This window comes from Streptomyces sp. NPDC031445 (assembly GCF_055581365.1).
Window position 1 is genome coordinate 98,734 of the sequence record NZ_JBVIJO010000016.1, and the last position, 15,285, is coordinate 114,018.

A 15,285-nucleotide genomic window follows, 5' to 3' on the forward strand; every position below is an offset into this window, starting at 1 on the left:
GGCCGGCGACCCAGCCGCCGCCGCTCGGGGAACCGCCGCCTCACACCCCGCCGAACAGCGCGCTCAGCCCCCGCTCCACCACGTCCGCCACGTCCTCCTGCCCGCCCGCCACCACCTCGTACGTGCGCACCAGGAAGCGCCGCAGCGACGACGCCGGGAACAGCAGCAGGGCCATGCCGTGCGGCGAGTGGAACTCCACGACCGTCCGGGTCCGGCCGTACGGCCATATCCGCACGTCCCCGTGGCCGGCCGGGGCCCGCAGCCCCTGGTCGAGCAGGGCGCGGGCGAAGGTCCAGGTGACCTCCTCGCCGTTGAGCGCGGCCTCGGCCGGGAAGTCCACGAACACGGCGAGGGGGTCGTCGGCGGTGTAACGAAGAGTGGCGGACACCGGGACGTCCTGGTCCTGGGCGGTGACGAGCCGGGCCTCGGCGAGCTGTGCGACGGAGATGTCCATGCTCTTAAGGAGTCGGCGCGGCCCCGTCGCATGCCGCCAATTCCGGTCAGACTTCGGCGGGTACCGGCCGCTTGGCATCGCCATGGAACACATATGCGACGAACACGCGCTTGAACCTCGGGGCCGGAGAGCGTCGACTGGCTCAACTCGCGTATCGATGCTACGACTTGACCGCCCCGCCGCGTACGCCATTCGTCCCCGCGGAACCCTCCGGGAAGACTCTGGCATATGCCGGAAGCACCACCGTATCGTGTGTTGCCAAATCCCTTACAGGGCGTCGCGGGCTGTGCGACAGTCGTAGCGGTCCCCCATCGTCCCCGTCGTACCGTCCCCCATCGGAGTGCGTCATGCCGTCCCCAGTCTCCGCGGACCGCCCAGCCGCCCAGCCGCCCGGGCGTGGCTCGGTCGAAGCGCTGATCACGCAGGCGCGGCGACTCAAAGGCGACGTGGACGCCGTGCGGCGGGACACCCGGAGCGACGGTGCGGACCCCGAGGAACGCTGGCAGCGCGCCCTGTGCGACCTCGCCCTGCACCAACTCGACGATCTGGACGCCCACCTGGCCCAGCTGCGGGACGGCCCGCAGCCCGCTCCGGCCGAGCCCGCGACAGCGCCCCCGGAGCCGCCCGCGCCGGCCGCCGCCCCGAGCGGCTCGCTGCTCAGCCGCGTCGGCAGCGCCGAGTGGGACCTGCTGACGGACGAGGCCACCTGGTCCGGCGAGCTGTACCAGATCCTCGGCCTCGACCCGGCCCGTCCGGCCCTCACCCTGGACGAGCTGCCCAGTCTGGTCCTGGACGAGGACCGGCCGAAACTCACCGCCATGGTCACGGACTGCCTGGTCGACGCCAAGCCGATCGACGGCGAGTTCCGTGTCGTACGGCCCGACGCCTCCGTGCGGACCGTGCACATGATGGGCGAGCCGGTGCTCGGCGCCGACGGCGGGACGACCTCCATGTGGGCCGTGCTGCGCGACGTCAGCGAACTGCGCCGCAGCCAGCGGACGGTGCGCGAGACCCGTGACTCGCTGCACCGCCACCGCCGGCAGGAGCAGACCGAACACCGGATCGCGGCAGAGTTGCAGGAAGCCGTGCTGCCGCCCTGGCGCGGCTCCCTGCGGCTCCCGCGCCAGGGGCCGGGCGCGCTGGACCTGGCGGCCCACCGACTCCCGGCCGCCACTCCCACGCTGCTCGGCGGTGACTGGTACGACGCCCTGGAACTGACCGACGGCCAGACGCTGCTCAGCGTCGGCGACCTCACCGGACAGGGCGTGGCCGTCGCCTCCGGCATGGCCACGCTGCTCGGCGCCGTACGCGGGATGGCGATGGCCGGCACCGAGCCCGGTCACCTGCTCACCCTGCTCAACCGGTTACTCGACACCACCGTGCAGCCCGCCCTCGGCAGCGCCGTCTGCTGTCGCTACCGGCCCGGGACCCGCACCCTGCTCTGGGCGCAGGCAGGACACCCCGCCCCGCTGCTGTACCGCGACGGGACGGGGCGCGTGCTGAACACACCGGACGGCGTCCTGCTCGGCGCCTCCTCGGGCGCCGTCTACGGGCAGTCCGTCCTCACCCTGCGACCGGGCGACCTGCTCCTCCTGCACACCGACGGGCTGCTGTCGGGGCACAGCGGGACGGCGGCCGCGGACCGGCTGCTCGGCCTCGCCCCGCGGTTCGGCGCGGCGCGCACCGCGCAGGACTGTGTGCGCACGGTCGTCGAGGAGTTCGGTGGCGCCGGACGCGAGGACGACGCGTGCGTGCTCGTGGCCAAGGTCACGACCTGACGGTCACCCCATGTGAGCGACCCCGCCGGGCCGGTCGGCGCACCTGCCCCTATGCCTGTGCGCTGGTGCCGTCCCCCTTGCTCCTGGGCTTGGGCAGCGCGAGCCGGATCTCCTCCCGCAGTTCGTGGATCCTCGGGTAGCCGGCGTACTCCGCGGTCAGCCGGTACATCTGCCGCAGCCGGTCCCAGGTGCGCCGGGAGGAGTTCGAGCCCATGGACATCAGGGCCAGCCGGGCGTAGCGGTCGGCCTGTTCGGGGTCGTCGGCGATGAAGCAGGCCGACGCCATGGACAGATGGTCGAAGATCTTCGACCGCTCCCGCCCGTCGACGCGCAGGGCGAGCGCCTTCTCCGCGTAGTGCTGGGCGTGCGCGGCCGCGCCCGGGTCGAACTCCGCCAGCGTGCGGTACGCCAGCGCCTGCATGCCGTACAGATCCTCGTCCTTGAAGGTCTGCATCCAGTCCGGCGGTTCCACGTCCTGCCGGTCGGAGACGAAGAGGTCCTCCGCCCGCCCGAGCGTGCGGCGCATCGCCTGGCCCTTGCCCATCGACGCCTGCGCCCAGGCCTCGATGGTGTGGAACATCGCCTTCGTCCGTGGCTGCAGCCGGTCGCCGGCGCCGGACCGGGCGAGCTTCATCAGGTCCAGGGCGTCGTCGGGCCGGCCGAGGTGCACCATCTGCCGGGCCGCCCGGGACAGCGCCTCGCCCGCGCGCGGCCGGTCACCGCCCTCTCTGGCGGCGTGGGCGGCGATGACGAAGTACTTCTGCGCCGTGGGCTCCAGGCCGACGTCGTGCGACATCCAGCCCGCGAGGACGGCGAGGTTGGCCGCGACGCCCCACAGGCGCCGCTGGAGGTGGGGTGGATGGTGGTAGGCGAGCATGCCGCCCACCTCGTTGAGCTGGCCCACGACCGCCTTGCGCTGGAGCCCGCCGCCACGGGCCGCGTCCCAGGCGCGGAACACCTCGACCGAGCGTTCCAGCTCCTCGATCTCCTGGGACCCGATGGGAGCGGCCTCGTAGCGGTCGTATCCGGCGGGGTCGGCGTTCAAGGGGTCGTCGAGGACAGGGGCGTCGGCCCTCAGGGCCGGGTCGGTGTGCAGCCAGTCGTGCATGGCGCTGCTGAGTGTGGATCCCGCGGCGAGCGCGGCACCCGCGCCCACCAAGCCGCGTCGGTTGAGCATGAGGTCCATTCCCGTGAATTCGGTGAGGACCGCGGCGGTCCGTTCGGGCGCCCACGGCACACCGTCGGGATGTTCCTCGATCCCGTCGCTCTGCCGTTTCCCCGTACGCCCGTGCCGCACCAGACCTAGGTCCTCGATGGTCACGACACGGCCGAGACGCTCGGTGAACAGGGCCGCCAGCACCCGCGGCACCGGATCGCGCGGGATCTCTCCCATGTCGATCCACCGCCGCACCCGGGAGGTGTCGGTCGCCAGCTGGGGGTGGCCCATGGCCGCCGCCTGCCGGTTGACCAGCCTCGCGAGTTCGCCCTTCGACCAGCCGGCCAGGCCGAACAGGTCCGCAAGGCGGGTGTTGGGTCGTCCGCTCACGTCAAGCCCCCAGGTTCTCGGCTGAGTTGACAGTAGCCCGGTGCAACTTGCCGAGCGACTATTCGCCACGGTTCGCCAGGGTCCGCCAGATGGTGTGCCACCGGCGATCGGGTGTCAGGTAGGAACGCGCCACCCCGACCCGGTCGCCACCCGCATATGACGGCCGTATACGGCGGAACACGGCGGGCGACGACGGGCACACTCCCCAGGGTGTACCCGGACGGCCGGGCCGGGTGGGCGCACGCTCCCGGAACCACGCTCACGGGGCACGCGACCTGAGCACGAGTTCGGGACGCGGACGTACAGGCAGGCACCGCAGGCACACGAAGGGATCTGTTTCTCCCATGTACGCAGCATCGTCCTCCGTGTCCGCCCCGCCCCGGCCGCTGCGCCCCCGCCCGGCGGGCGGCGGGCCCTACCTCGACCCGGCACCGCGCCCGGGCGGTCCCGTGCCGGTCGCGGGCCGGGCCCGGCGGGTCCCGGGCCAGCCCGGCACCCAACCGCTCAGCGGGAGGCTGGACCTGTCCGGCCCCCAGGGCGCGCAGCTGCGCACCGCGCTCGCCTCGGTGCTCCGGATCTGCCCGGAGTTCGCCCCTGTGCAGGTCCTGCGGCGCAGCGGACGGTCCGTCCTTCTCGTCGGGACGACAGGGCGCAGCACGGCCGTCGCGAAGTGTCTCCTGGACCACTCGCCCGCCTGGGCGGAGCGGAGCCGCCAGGAAATAGCCGCATACCGCTCGTTCGTCCGGCACCGGCCGCCGGTCCGGGTGCCGAGGCTGATCGCGGCGGACCCGGACAACTGCACACTGGTGATCGAGCGGATGCCGGGCCGGACGGCCTCGTTCCAGCGGCATCCGGTGGAGGCTCCGCCGCGCACGGACATCCGGGCCGCGCTCGGCGCGATCTGCCGGCTGAACGCCTGGCGGCCGCCGGCGGGCACCTTCGACATGCCGCTGGACTACGCGGCCCGGATCTCCCGGTACCACGAACTGGGCCTGTTCACCGACCGGGACCTCGGCGACCTGCAGAAGCTGCTGCACGGCATCGCCCATGAGGTGGGCCGGCACGGCATGCTCCAGTTCTGCCACGGCGACGCCCTGCTGTCGAACATCCTGTTGTCACCGGCCGGTCCAGTGCTGGTGGACTGGGAGCACGCGGGCTGGTACCTGCCGGGGTACGACCTGGCGACGCTGTGGCTGGTCCTCGGGGACGCGCCGGTGGCCCGGCGGCAGATCAGCCAGATCGCCCAGTCGGCGGGCCCGGCCTCCCGGGACGCCTTCCTGGTGAACCTGATGCTCCTGCTGACCCGGGAGATCCGTACGTACGAGACGGCCGTGCAGCGTTCGATGCAGGACACGGCCCCGGCGGCACCGGTCGCGGCCCATCCCGGTGCCATGCCGTCCGGCGAGGAACAGCGGCTGCTGCTCAGGCGGTTGCACGACGACTGCCAGATGGCCCGCAAGGCCGTCCGCGCGGCGGTCGGCACTCGCTGACCGGGCGACGGCTCCGCGGTGCGCCCTGAGCGGCGGCGCACCGCGGACGTTCGTGAGCATGCCCAGAGCCGGGATCCACTGGTGTATGCCAGTGACGCCCCGCAGGCCCGGGCGCCGCCGCCGCGAAACTCGCCGGAAACCCTCCGTGACATGGGAAATCACGTTCCCCCGGGCATCATTGACGGATCGTCGGCAAGCCGGTACCACTGACCCAGCTCGGCGCCGTACGCCCCGCCACGCCCTGCCCGTCACAGGAGGCCGCATTGCGAGGACCCGACACCGCCCCCACGTCCGCTCCCGGCCACAGACGTCTGCGGCGGACCGCCGTCCCGCTGGCCTCCGCGGCCCTGCTGCTGCCCCTGCTCGGCGCCGCCCCGGCCCCCGCCGCCGCGGATTCCGCGCACCGGTTGCAGCACGCGTTCGCCACCGCGGCGGCCGACTACCACGTGCCGCAGAGCGTGCTGCTGGCCGTCTCCTACCTCCAGTCCCGCTGGGACGCGCACGGTGGCGCGCCGAGCGTGACCGGCGGCTACGGCCCGATGCACCTCACCGACGCCCGGACCGCGCTCGCCACCGCGGAGCACTTCGCCGAGGGGACGGAGGACGCCCGGGGCGACAGCGCTCGTGCCGCGCTGCACCCCGTGGCCGACGTGCCGGCCGAGTCAGCGGTCCCGGCCCGGCTGAAGACGCTGCCGAGGGCGGCTGAGCTGAGCGGCATCCCCGCCGAGGAGCTGCGCACCGACCCGGCGGCGAACGTGGCGGGCGGCGCCGCCCTGCTCGCCGCCACGCAGAAGGAGCTGGACCGGCCGCTGAGCGCCGACCCGGCCGACTGGTACGGGGCGGTGGCCCGGTTCTCCGGCGCCGACGACACCGCGACCGCCACCGCGTACGCCGACGACGTGTACGACGTGCTGCGCACCGGCGAGGAGCGTGTCACGGACGACGGCCAGCGGGTGTCCCTGCCCGCCCGGCCACGGCTGACCGCCGACAGCAGCAGGCTGGGGCGGACGGGCCTGCGCACGCTGTCCGCGGACGGCACCGAGTGCCCCCGGTCGGTGTCCTGCGTGTCGGTCCCGGCGCCGTACGAGGAGTTCGGCGACAACGACTACGGCAACCACGACCTCGGCGACCGCCCGGCGTCGCAGAGCGTCAAGTACATCGTCATCCATGACACCGAGGGCGCCTGGGACGGGGTCATGAACCTCATCAAGGACCCCACCTATGTGTCCTGGAACTACACGATCCGCTCCACCGACGGTCTGATCGCCCAGCACGTCCAGGGCAAGGACGTGGCCTGGCACGCCGGCAACTGGTACGTCAACGCCAAGTCGATCGGCATCGAGCACGAGGGGTTCCTCGTCTCGCCGGACGCCTGGTACACGGAGGCGATGTACCGGTCCTCGGCGCGGCTGGTGCGGTACCTGGCCCGGACGTACGACGTCCCGCTGGACCGGCAGCACATCCTGGGCCACGACAACGTGCCCGGTCCGACCGCGTCCAGTGTCCCGGGGATGCACACGGACCCCGGCCCGTACTGGGACTGGCAGCACTACTTCCAGCTGCTCGGCCACCCGTTCCGGCCCACGGCCGGCCGGCACGCCGGCGTGGTGACGATCCTGCCCGACTACACCTCGAACCGGCCCGTGTACACCGGCTGCACCACCAAGGGCGAGCCGTGCCCGGCGCACGGGTCCAGCGAGGTGCGGCTGTACACCGATCATGACGTGACCGCCCCGCTGGTCAGGGACATCGGCCTGAAGACGGACCCGACGGACGGGGTCAACGACCTGTCCTCACGGGTCTCCACCGGCCAGCAGTACGCGGTGGCGGACCGCTGGGGCGACTGGACGGCCATCTGGTACCTGGGGCAGAAGGCCTGGTTCCGCAACCCCCTCAAGGACCCGGCGGCCGTGCCGGCGAGGGGCCTCCTGGTGCGGCCGAGGGACGGCCTGACCAGCGTCCCGGTGTACGGCCGCGCCTACCCGGAGAAGGAGGCCTACCCGGCGGGCGTCCCCGCCCAGTCGGTGGTGCCGCTGCCCTACACGATCCCGGCCGGGCAGAAGTACGTGGTGGGTGACGAGGTACCGGGCGAGTACTACTACGCGGTGACCTTCACGCCCGACTCCCACCGCGTCGTGGTGGGCCAGGACCTGTACTACGAGATCCAGTACGGCCACCGGGTCGCGTTCGTCCGGGCGGCGGACGTGACGCTCGAAAGGCCGGCGCACCAGTGAGGGCCGGGGTGTCTCACCCCGGCCCTCACCCCGCGCGCGTCCCTGCTCTCAGCCCTGCTGGAACAGCTCCGCCGGGAGCGGCTTCAGCAGGGCGTACAGGTCGTCGGTGATCGGGCGGTCCCAGGCGGCGATGGTGACCAGGACGCCGTCGCTGCGGTCGAACTGGACGCAGGAGATCCGGCTCTCGGAGAGCTTCAGCCGCCGCACGATGAGGAGGTTGTCGCCCTGGAGCACCGGGGTGTCCTCGACGCCCACGACGGTGACCTCCTCGTCGTTCTCCAGCGCCAGCAGCAGCTGCCCCACCTCGAAGGGGATCTCCCCCTCGGCGACGTCACGGGCCGGGGAGCCCGCGGGGAGGTTGCCGATGATCATGGCGGGGCCGCGTCCGCCGAACAGGTCGTAACGCAGGAAGACGCCCTGGCAGGTCCCGTCGGGGGCGGGCAGCAGACCCGCGCCGAGGTTGCCCGGCCAGTCGCCCGGGTCCATGGCCAGCACGTCGAAGTCGGGTCCGGCAGGGGTCGCGCTGCGGCGGCGGAGGAACGACATGCGGCCATGGTACGTGCCCGGGCTCCGGCGGGTGACCTGTGGGCGCCCGGAAGATCGACTACGCCCTGCCGTTCGGACCCGTCCCGGGACAGCGCACCTAGCGCAGGGGGCAGCTGGTGAGCAGGGTGGCGGGGCCGGCGCCTGCGGGGCGGGCAACGGTGCGGTCGGCGGGCGGGCGGGCGGTCCCGGCGAGCCAGCGTTCCAGGGCCGTGAAGGCGGAGCGGTGGCAGGGCACCATGGGGCGGAGCCGGTCGGGGAAGACGTCGGCGAGCGAGTCGGTGTGCGTGCCGTCCTCGATGCGGTAGTAGCGCAGCAGGGAGCCGCGGCCCGCCTGGTGCACCATGCGCGCGTAGACGTCCGAGTCCTGGCTGATCGGCAGCAGTACGTCGAGGGTGCCCTGGAGGGTGATCAAGGGCTTGCCGATGCGTCCGGTCAGAGCGATGCGGTCGACCGCCCGGTGGACGGCGGCGGGCCGGTCCGGGTAGGCGTAGTCGGCGTCGCACGCCGGGGTGCCGGAGGCGCAGTACGGGGTGCCGGCCTCGGTGTCACCGTCGTAGCCGGGGTCGAGTTCCTCGCGGTAGATCCGCTGGGTCAGGTCCCAGTAGACCTGGTAGTGGTACGGCCACAGGAACTCGGAGCCGGCCGGGAAGCCGGCCCGGTGCAGCGCCGCCTCGGCCTCGGCCGCGCCGGGGCCGCCCGCGGCGTACGCCGGGTAGTGGCGCAGCGCGGCCGGCAGGAAGGTGAACAGGTTGGGGCCGTCGGTGCGCCAGAGGGTGCCCTCCCAGTCGACTCCGCCGTCGTACAGCTCGGGGTGGTGCTCCAGCTGCCAGCGCACCAGGTAGCCGCCGTTGGAGATGCCGGTGGCGAGGGTGCGGGCCGGGGGCCGCTGGTAGCGCTGGGTGACGACGGCGCGGGCGGCGCGGGTGAGCTGGGTGAGGCGGGTGTTCCATTCGGCGATGGCGTCGCCGGGACGGCGGCCGTCGCGGTAGAAGGCCGTGCCGGTGTTGCCCTTGTCGGTGGCGGCGTAGGCGTAGCCGCGGGCGAGCACCCAGTCGGCGATGGCCCGGTCGTTCGCGTACTGCTCGCGGTTGCCGGGGGTGCCGGCGACCACCAGGCCGCCGTTCCAGTGGTCGGGCAGCCGGATGACGAACTGGGAGTCGTGGTGCCAGCCGTGGTTGGTGTTGGTGGTGGAGGTGTCCGGGAAGTAGCCGTCGATCTGGATGCCGGGGACGCCGCTGGGGGTGGGCAGGTCCTTGGGGGTGAGGCCCGCGTAGTCGGCCGGGTCGGTGTGGCCGGTGGCCACGGTCCCGGCGGTGGTCAGCTCGTCCAGGCAGTCGGCCTGCTGGCGGGCGGCCCCGGGGACGCGCAGGCCGGCCTGCTCCGCGCAGTGGGCGTCCATGGGCTCTGGGCCGACGGGTGCCGCGGTGGCGGGGGTGACCAGGAGGGAGCAGGCGGCGGCGAGCGAGAGCGCGGTCAACGCGGTGCGCCGCACGGCCCGGACGCGCCGTCCGGGGTCGGGCCGTCCGGGGCGGCCGAGCGGTGGTGTGTGGTGGGGCAGCATGCGGTTCCTCCGGCGGGTTGGGGACGCGCTGGAGGCTAGGGGCGGTATAGGGGTTCCGGACATGTGTGGGGCCACCATGATGACGGCGCGTTCGGCGGCGTCGGCCACCATGGTGGCCCGTCTCGGTCGCTGACCGCCCGTCAGGGGCAGCCGGTGTCGGCGAGGGTGAAGTATCCCTGGGGCGCTTCCTTCAGGGTGTGGGTGACGAAAGTGTTGTAGAGGCCCATGTTCTGCTGGGATCCCTTGGCGTAGGTGTAGCCGCCGCTGGTGGTGGCCCGGCCCGCCTGTACGTGGGCGTAGTTGCTCGCCGTCCAGCAGGCGGCGGTGCCGCCGCCCGGGTCGGGGTCCCCGCCGCCCGGGTCCCCGCCGCCCGGGTCGCTGGTGTCCAGGCCGAAGAACCGGGCGATCCAGCGGCTGGAGCAGATCGAGTCGAGGAAGTACGGGGCCGCGGTGCTTCCGCACTGTTCGCCGCCGGTCCCCGGGTCGACCGGGGTGCCGTGCCCGATGCCCGGGACCCGGTCGACCTCGACGGCGACCGTGCCGTCGGCGGCCAGGTACTGGTCCTGCCGGGTGGCGTCCGGCCCGATCGTCGTCGTGCGCGTGGGCGTCTGGGACAGCCCGTGCAGGGCCGTCCACTGGTCGCGCAGTTCGGTGGCGTTGCGCGGTGCGACGGTGGTGTCCTGGTCGCCGTACCAGATGGCCGCGCGCGGCCACGGCCCGCCGTACGAGGGGTAGGCGTCCCGCACCCGCTGGGCCCACGCGGCCGGACTCAGGTCGACGCCGGGGTTCATGCAGGTGTAGGGGCTGTTGTCCCGGGCGCAGTCGTAGGGCAGCCCGGCGACGACCGCGCCCGCCGAGAACACGTCCGGGTAGGCGGCGAGCATGACCGCGGTCATCGCGCCGCCGGCCGACAGGCCGGTGACATAGACGCGCTGCGGGTCGGCGCCGTAGGTGGTGACGGCCTGGCTCACCATCTGCCGGACGGACAGGGCCTCGCCCTGACCGCGCCGGTTGTCGCCGGTCTGGAACCAGTTGAAGCACTTGCTCGCGTTGTTGGCGGTGCCGGTCTCGGCGAGCACCAGCAGGAAGCCGTCGCGGTCGGCGAGTTGGGGCAGCCCGGAGTTGTCGGCGTAGACCTGGGCGCTCTGCGTGCAGCCGTGCAGGGCGACGACCACCGGTGGGTGGGCCGGCAGGGTGGCGGGCCGGTAGACGTACATGGTGAGGGCGCCCGGGTTGGAGCCGAAGTCGCTCACCCGGGTGAGCGTGACGGCGGCGTGGGCCCGGGGCGCGGGGCCGGCGAGCGCGGTGCCGAGGACGACGGCGAGGACGGCGAGCAGGCGGGGCAGGAGACGAGGCAGCGGGCGGGCCCGTGGTGGCGCTCCGGGTGCCCTGCTGAACGGGGGCAGTGGCATGGCGGCTCCTTCGGTGGACACACGGGTCCCGGCCGCTCCCACGCGGGGGCGCGCCTGGCGCGCCGAGCGCGGCGGACCAGCCGGGAGTGCCGGAACCATAGGTTCGGGTGTGTCCGGGCACCATGGAGCGGCGCACCACAGCGGTGGGATCGCCGGTCGGCACCGGACGGATTGCGCAGCGCGGGGCGGTCTGCTAGGGCGACACCACCCTGGATCACGCGGACTGGATCACGCCGCCCGCATCCGTGTGCCGACCGACTCCGCCGGCCTCACTCCTGTGGTGGCGCCGGTGGCACGACCGCGATCGGGCTCGCCGCGTGCAGCAGTACGGCCTGGGTGACCGAGCCCATCATGCGGGCCGGGGCGAGCAGCCGCCGCCGGTGCCGGCCGACGACGACCAGATCGGCGTCCTTCGAGGCGGCGACGAGGTGGCCGGCCGCGTCGCCCGGCAGCGCCTCGGCGTCGGCGCGTACCTCGGGGTGCCGCTCGCGGTGCGGGGCGAGGAAGCCCTCGGCGAGGGTGCGGGTCTCGTGGGCCACGGCGTCCTGGTCGATCGGGGGCGGCACCATCTGGACGGGCGCCGACCAGGTCTGCACCGGCCACGGGTAGGCGGCGATCACCTGGAGCCGGGCGCCGCGCAGGGCGGCCTCGGCGAACGCGAGGCCGAGGACGGACTCGTCGGGGCTGTCGACGTGCAGACCGGCGACGATCCGCGGCCCGGGTTCGGCCGGCCCCTCCCCGTGCACCTCCCGGTCGGGCCGGGGCACGACGACCACCGGGCACTCGGCGTCCCGGGCGGCGGCGAGACCGATGGAGCCGAGGAGCAGGCTGGCGAAGCCGCCGCGGCCCCGGGAGCCGAGCACCAGCAGCTGGGCGTCGGCGCCGAGTTCGGGCAGGACGGCACCCGGTACGCCTTCCACGGCGAGGTACTCCACGGCCGGTGGCGCGGCGTGGTCCGCGAGCCGGCCGCGCGCCTCGTCGAGCTCCGGATCGCCCTCCGCCCCGGGCGGCCCGGCGACCAGCACGTCGGCCTGGCCCCAGGCGGCGTACTGCCGCACGTGCACCACGCGCAGTGGTGCCGCGCGGCGGCGGGCGGCGTCCAGGGCCCAGTCCAGGGCGCGCAGACTGTCCGCGGAACCGTCGACCGCGGCGATGACCGGCGCAGCGTTCATCCTTGCCCCACCTCCGGAACACGACCTTCCCCTTGCTGGGGCCAGCCTGGCTCAGGTCCGGCCCCGGCAGGGCCCTGCCGGTCGCGTGTCCGGAAATCCGGCCGGAACACCCCCGGTTCAGGTGAGGTCGAACTCGCCCTCCCGGGCGCCGGAGACGAAGGCACCCCATTCGGCGGGGGTGAAGATCAGGGAAGGGCTCTCCGCCCGGCCGCTGTTGCGCATCGCGATGAAGCCCTCGACGAAGGCGATCTGGACGTCGCCCAGACCGCGGCTGCTGGACTGCCACTCGGCCTTGCTCAGGTCCAGCTCCGGCTTGTCCCAGCCCGCGAGCGGCGGCTGCTGGATGGTGCTCTCGGCCACGTCCCTGCTCCTCCCGGTTCGTCGTCCGCGGGTCAGCCTAGCGACCGGTCGCCATGGCGGACAGGGCACGCGGGGAGAACCCTCCGGCGGGCCGGCCGGCCGCCGCGGCGGGACCGTCAGGAGCCGGGGGCTCGGCGCGCACGAGCCCCGTCGAGAAGAGCTGGGAGCCGCAGCCGTACGCGTGCCCGAGCACCCTGCGGGCGCGGTCCGCCCGCGGTGGACAGCACGGCGCCCGACATGCCGACGGGCAGCTCCCCGTCGAGTTCGGTCACACCGGACTCGGTGGGCTTGCGGCCCTCGCCCCTCCGCGGCACCAGCACATGTTCTCCAGCCACATGGGCTCGTACCACCGGAACGACCGCGTCGCCCTCCCCGCCTCCGGCAGGGGAAGCCGTCACCGGTTGAGGAAGGCGAGCGTCCGGCTGACGAACCGCTCCGGGTCGTCCAGCCAGGGGTAGTGCCCGGCGCCGGGCTGGACGGCGCACTCGGCGTGCGGGAAGGCGTCTGCGGTGCGGCGGGCGACGGCGGGGCTCGGCCAGCCGTCGAGTGCGCCCGCGTACACGAGGACGGGCGCGGTCAGGGCGGCGAGGGCCTCCCGGGTCGCGTCGGGGGTGAGGGCACCTTCGGCGAAGTAGCGTTCGCCCGCCTCCTCGTTGATCTGTCGCGGCTCGGCGTCCGCGTGGGCCCGTGCGGTGTCGTCCCAGCGGCCGTGGAAGAACGGCAGGAACACGTCGTCGAAGTCCGCCCCGCCCGTGAGCCAGGCGCGGTAGGCGGGGAACGCCCGCCCGAACCACGGCTCGCCCTCACGCAGCCGGGCCGCGGCCAGCCGGTCCTCGGGCACGGCCCGCAGGCCCAGGGCGGACGGGTTGGGGGTGACCAGCACCAGCCGTCGTATCCGCTGCGGGCGGCGGGCCGCGTAGAGCATGGCCAGGACGGCACCCGCCGAGTGGGCGAGCAGATCCATGTACTCCAGGCCCATGTGGTCCCGCCATGCCTCCAGGTCCTCGACCATCCGGTCACAGCGGTACGTAGCCCGGTCCGCGGGCACCTCCGAGTCACCGGTCCCCCGCAGGTCGAGCAGGGCCAGCCGGCGGTGCGCGGTCAGCCCGCCCAGCTCCCCGAGGTACTCGGAGGCCCGCATGGGCCCGCCGGGCAGCACGGCGAGCGGCTCCCCCTCCCCCCGCAGGTGGTAGGCGAGCCGGGTGCCGTCGGACGCGGTGAAGGCCGGCATGCCGCCGATCATGGCGGGGCCCGCGGCCGCACCGCAACACCTTGCGGGTCCCGTCCGGAAATTCTTCGACGCCCTCTTGCCTCAGGGCTCGTGAGCTGCATTTACTGACCCGGACACATCGACCGAATGATCGGTCGGTGGATAGCGCTGTTGGTGAGGAGACGTCGCGATGGCGGATGTGGCGGACCTGCTCGACGCGGGCGAACGGCTCGGCCCCGGGGAACTGCGGGCGCTGCAGCTGGAGCGGCTGCGCGCGTCGCTGCGGCACGCGTACGAGAACGTGCCGTTCTACCGCGAGTCCTTCGACAAGGCCGGCGTCCGCCCGGAGGACTGCCGCAGCCTCGCCGACCTCGCGCACTTCCCCTTCACCACCAAGGCGGACCTCCGGGAGAACTACCCGTACCGCATGTTCGCGGTGCCCCGGGAGAAGATCCGCCGGCTGCACGCCTCCAGCGGCACCACGGGACGCCCCACGGTCGTCGGCTACACGGACAACGATCTTTCCATGTGGGCCGACATGGTGGCGCGGTCGATCAGGGCGGCCGGCGGCCGGCCCGGCGATGTCGTCCATGTGGCTTACGGCTATGGGCTGTTCACCGGGGGTCTCGGCGCGCACTATGGCGCAGAGCGCCTGGGCTGTACGGTCGTCCCCGCGTCCGGCGGCATGACGGCCCGGCAGGTGCAGCTGATCCGGGACCTGGAACCGTCCGTGATCATGGTGACCCCTTCCTACATGCTCACCCTGCTGGACGAGTTCGAACGGCAGGGCGTGGACCCGCGCTCCACCTCGCTGCGGGTGGGCGTCTTCGGGGCCGAGCCCTGGACCGAGCAGATGCGGCGGGAGATCGAGGAGCGGTTCGCGATCGACGCCGTGGACATCTACGGGCTGTCCGAGGTGATCGGCCCCGGTGTCGCCCAGGAGTGCGCGGAGACCAAGGACGGCCTCCATGTGTGGGAGGACCACTTCTATCCGGAAGTCGTGGATCCGATCACGGGTGAGGTGCTGCCGGAGGGCGAGCGGGGCGAGCTGGTGTTCACCTCGCTGACCAAGGAGGCCATGCCGATCGTCCGGTACCGGACGCGGGACCTGACCCGGTTGCTGCCCGGCACGGCGCGGGCGTTCCGGCGGATGGAGAAGATCACCGGGCGCAGCGACGACATGGTGATCCTGCGCGGGGTCAATCTGTTCCCGACCCAGATCGAGGAGATCGTGCTGCGTACGCCCGGTGTGGCGCCGCACTTCCAGTTGCGTCTCACCCGCGAGGGGCGCATGGACGCGCTGACCGTGCGGGCCGAGGCGCGCCCCGACGCGCCGCCGGAGGTGCGGGAGGCGGCGGCCCGGGCCATCGTCGCGGCGGTCAAGGACGGCATCGGGGTGTCGGTCGGGGTGGAGATCGTGGAGCCGGAATCACTGGAGCGCTCGGTGGGCAAGATCCGCCGGATCGTGGACCTGCGGACGCGCGACGCCGGGTAGGGACCGGGCACCGGGCACCCGGAGGCG

The 15,285-nt window shown here is 73.5% G+C and carries 12 protein-coding genes and 1 pseudogene; 4 read left to right on the top strand and 9 right to left on the bottom strand.

The features are described from left to right. Window positions 1-40: 40 nt before the first annotated feature. Window positions 41-454, bottom strand: coding sequence for an SsgA family sporulation/cell division regulator (locus tag ACZ5DC_RS34165; RefSeq protein WP_468659292.1), 414 nt, complete (start codon window positions 452-454; stop codon window positions 41-43). Between the two features lie 347 nt (window positions 455-801). On the opposite strand from ACZ5DC_RS34165, the gene ACZ5DC_RS34170 reads away from it, so the two are divergent. Next, window positions 802-2,232, top strand: coding sequence for a PP2C family protein-serine/threonine phosphatase (locus tag ACZ5DC_RS34170; RefSeq protein ID WP_468659294.1), 1,431 nt, complete (start codon window positions 802-804; stop codon window positions 2,230-2,232). Window positions 2,233-2,281: 49 nt separating this feature from the next. On the opposite strand, the gene ACZ5DC_RS34175 is transcribed toward ACZ5DC_RS34170, so the two are convergent. Then, window positions 2,282-3,778, bottom strand: a complete 1,497-nt coding sequence (locus ACZ5DC_RS34175; RefSeq protein WP_468659296.1) for a DNA-binding protein NsdB — start codon at window positions 3,776-3,778, stop codon at window positions 2,282-2,284. Between the two features lie 344 nt (window positions 3,779-4,122). On the opposite strand from ACZ5DC_RS34175, the gene ACZ5DC_RS34180 reads away from it, so the two are divergent. Both ACZ5DC_RS34180 and ACZ5DC_RS34185 read left to right on the top strand, forming a co-directional pair. Beyond that, window positions 4,123-5,268 (top strand): aminoglycoside phosphotransferase family protein, encoded by a 1,146-nt coding sequence (locus tag ACZ5DC_RS34180; RefSeq protein ID WP_468659298.1) that lies wholly within the window; start codon window positions 4,123-4,125, stop codon window positions 5,266-5,268. Window positions 5,269-5,531: 263 nt separating this feature from the next. Continuing rightward, a complete protein-coding gene (locus ACZ5DC_RS34185) occupies window positions 5,532-7,502 on the top strand; it encodes an N-acetylmuramoyl-L-alanine amidase (protein ID WP_468659300.1) in 1,971 nt (656 codons plus the stop codon). A gap of 48 nt (window positions 7,503-7,550) precedes the next feature. Here the strand turns inward: ACZ5DC_RS34185 and ACZ5DC_RS34190 are convergent, their stop codons facing one another. The 7 genes and pseudogenes from ACZ5DC_RS34190 to ACZ5DC_RS34220 form a co-directional block, all read right to left on the bottom strand. Next, complete coding sequence (locus ACZ5DC_RS34190; RefSeq protein WP_366752949.1) at window positions 7,551-8,048, bottom strand: glycosyltransferase family protein; 498 nt, start codon at window positions 8,046-8,048, stop codon at window positions 7,551-7,553. Window positions 8,049-8,145: 97 nt separating this feature from the next. Further along, on the bottom strand, window positions 8,146-9,609 hold the full coding sequence (locus ACZ5DC_RS34195; RefSeq protein WP_468659303.1) for a 3-hydroxybutyrate oligomer hydrolase family protein: 1,464 nt from the start codon (window positions 9,607-9,609) through the stop codon (window positions 8,146-8,148). Between the two features lie 140 nt (window positions 9,610-9,749). Next, entirely contained in the window at window positions 9,750-11,021 is a 1,272-nt protein-coding gene (locus tag ACZ5DC_RS34200; RefSeq protein ID WP_366752947.1) for an extracellular catalytic domain type 1 short-chain-length polyhydroxyalkanoate depolymerase, read from the bottom strand. A gap of 269 nt (window positions 11,022-11,290) precedes the next feature. Next, window positions 11,291-12,193: a universal stress protein gene (locus tag ACZ5DC_RS34205; RefSeq protein ID WP_468659305.1), complete on the bottom strand. Its 903-nt coding sequence runs from the start codon at window positions 12,191-12,193 to the stop codon at window positions 11,291-11,293. 117 nt (window positions 12,194-12,310) lie between these two features. After that, the gene (locus ACZ5DC_RS34210) at window positions 12,311-12,553 is read right to left on the bottom strand and encodes a DUF397 domain-containing protein (protein WP_366752945.1); all 243 of its coding nucleotides are present in this window, start codon (window positions 12,551-12,553) and stop codon (window positions 12,311-12,313) included. A 37-nt stretch (window positions 12,554-12,590) separates the two neighbouring features. Beyond that, window positions 12,591-12,908 (bottom strand): annotated as a pseudogene (locus ACZ5DC_RS34215) (hypothetical protein); the annotation flags it as partial. A gap of 39 nt (window positions 12,909-12,947) precedes the next feature. Further along, complete coding sequence (locus ACZ5DC_RS34220; RefSeq protein WP_468659308.1) at window positions 12,948-13,784, bottom strand: alpha/beta fold hydrolase; 837 nt, start codon at window positions 13,782-13,784, stop codon at window positions 12,948-12,950. 169 nt (window positions 13,785-13,953) lie between these two features. Here ACZ5DC_RS34220 and paaK point away from each other — a divergent pair, with 169 nt between their 5' ends. Further along, window positions 13,954-15,258, top strand: a complete 1,305-nt coding sequence (gene paaK / locus ACZ5DC_RS34225; protein WP_468659310.1) for a phenylacetate--CoA ligase PaaK — start codon at window positions 13,954-13,956, stop codon at window positions 15,256-15,258. The last annotated feature ends 27 nt before the right edge of the window (window positions 15,259-15,285 follow it).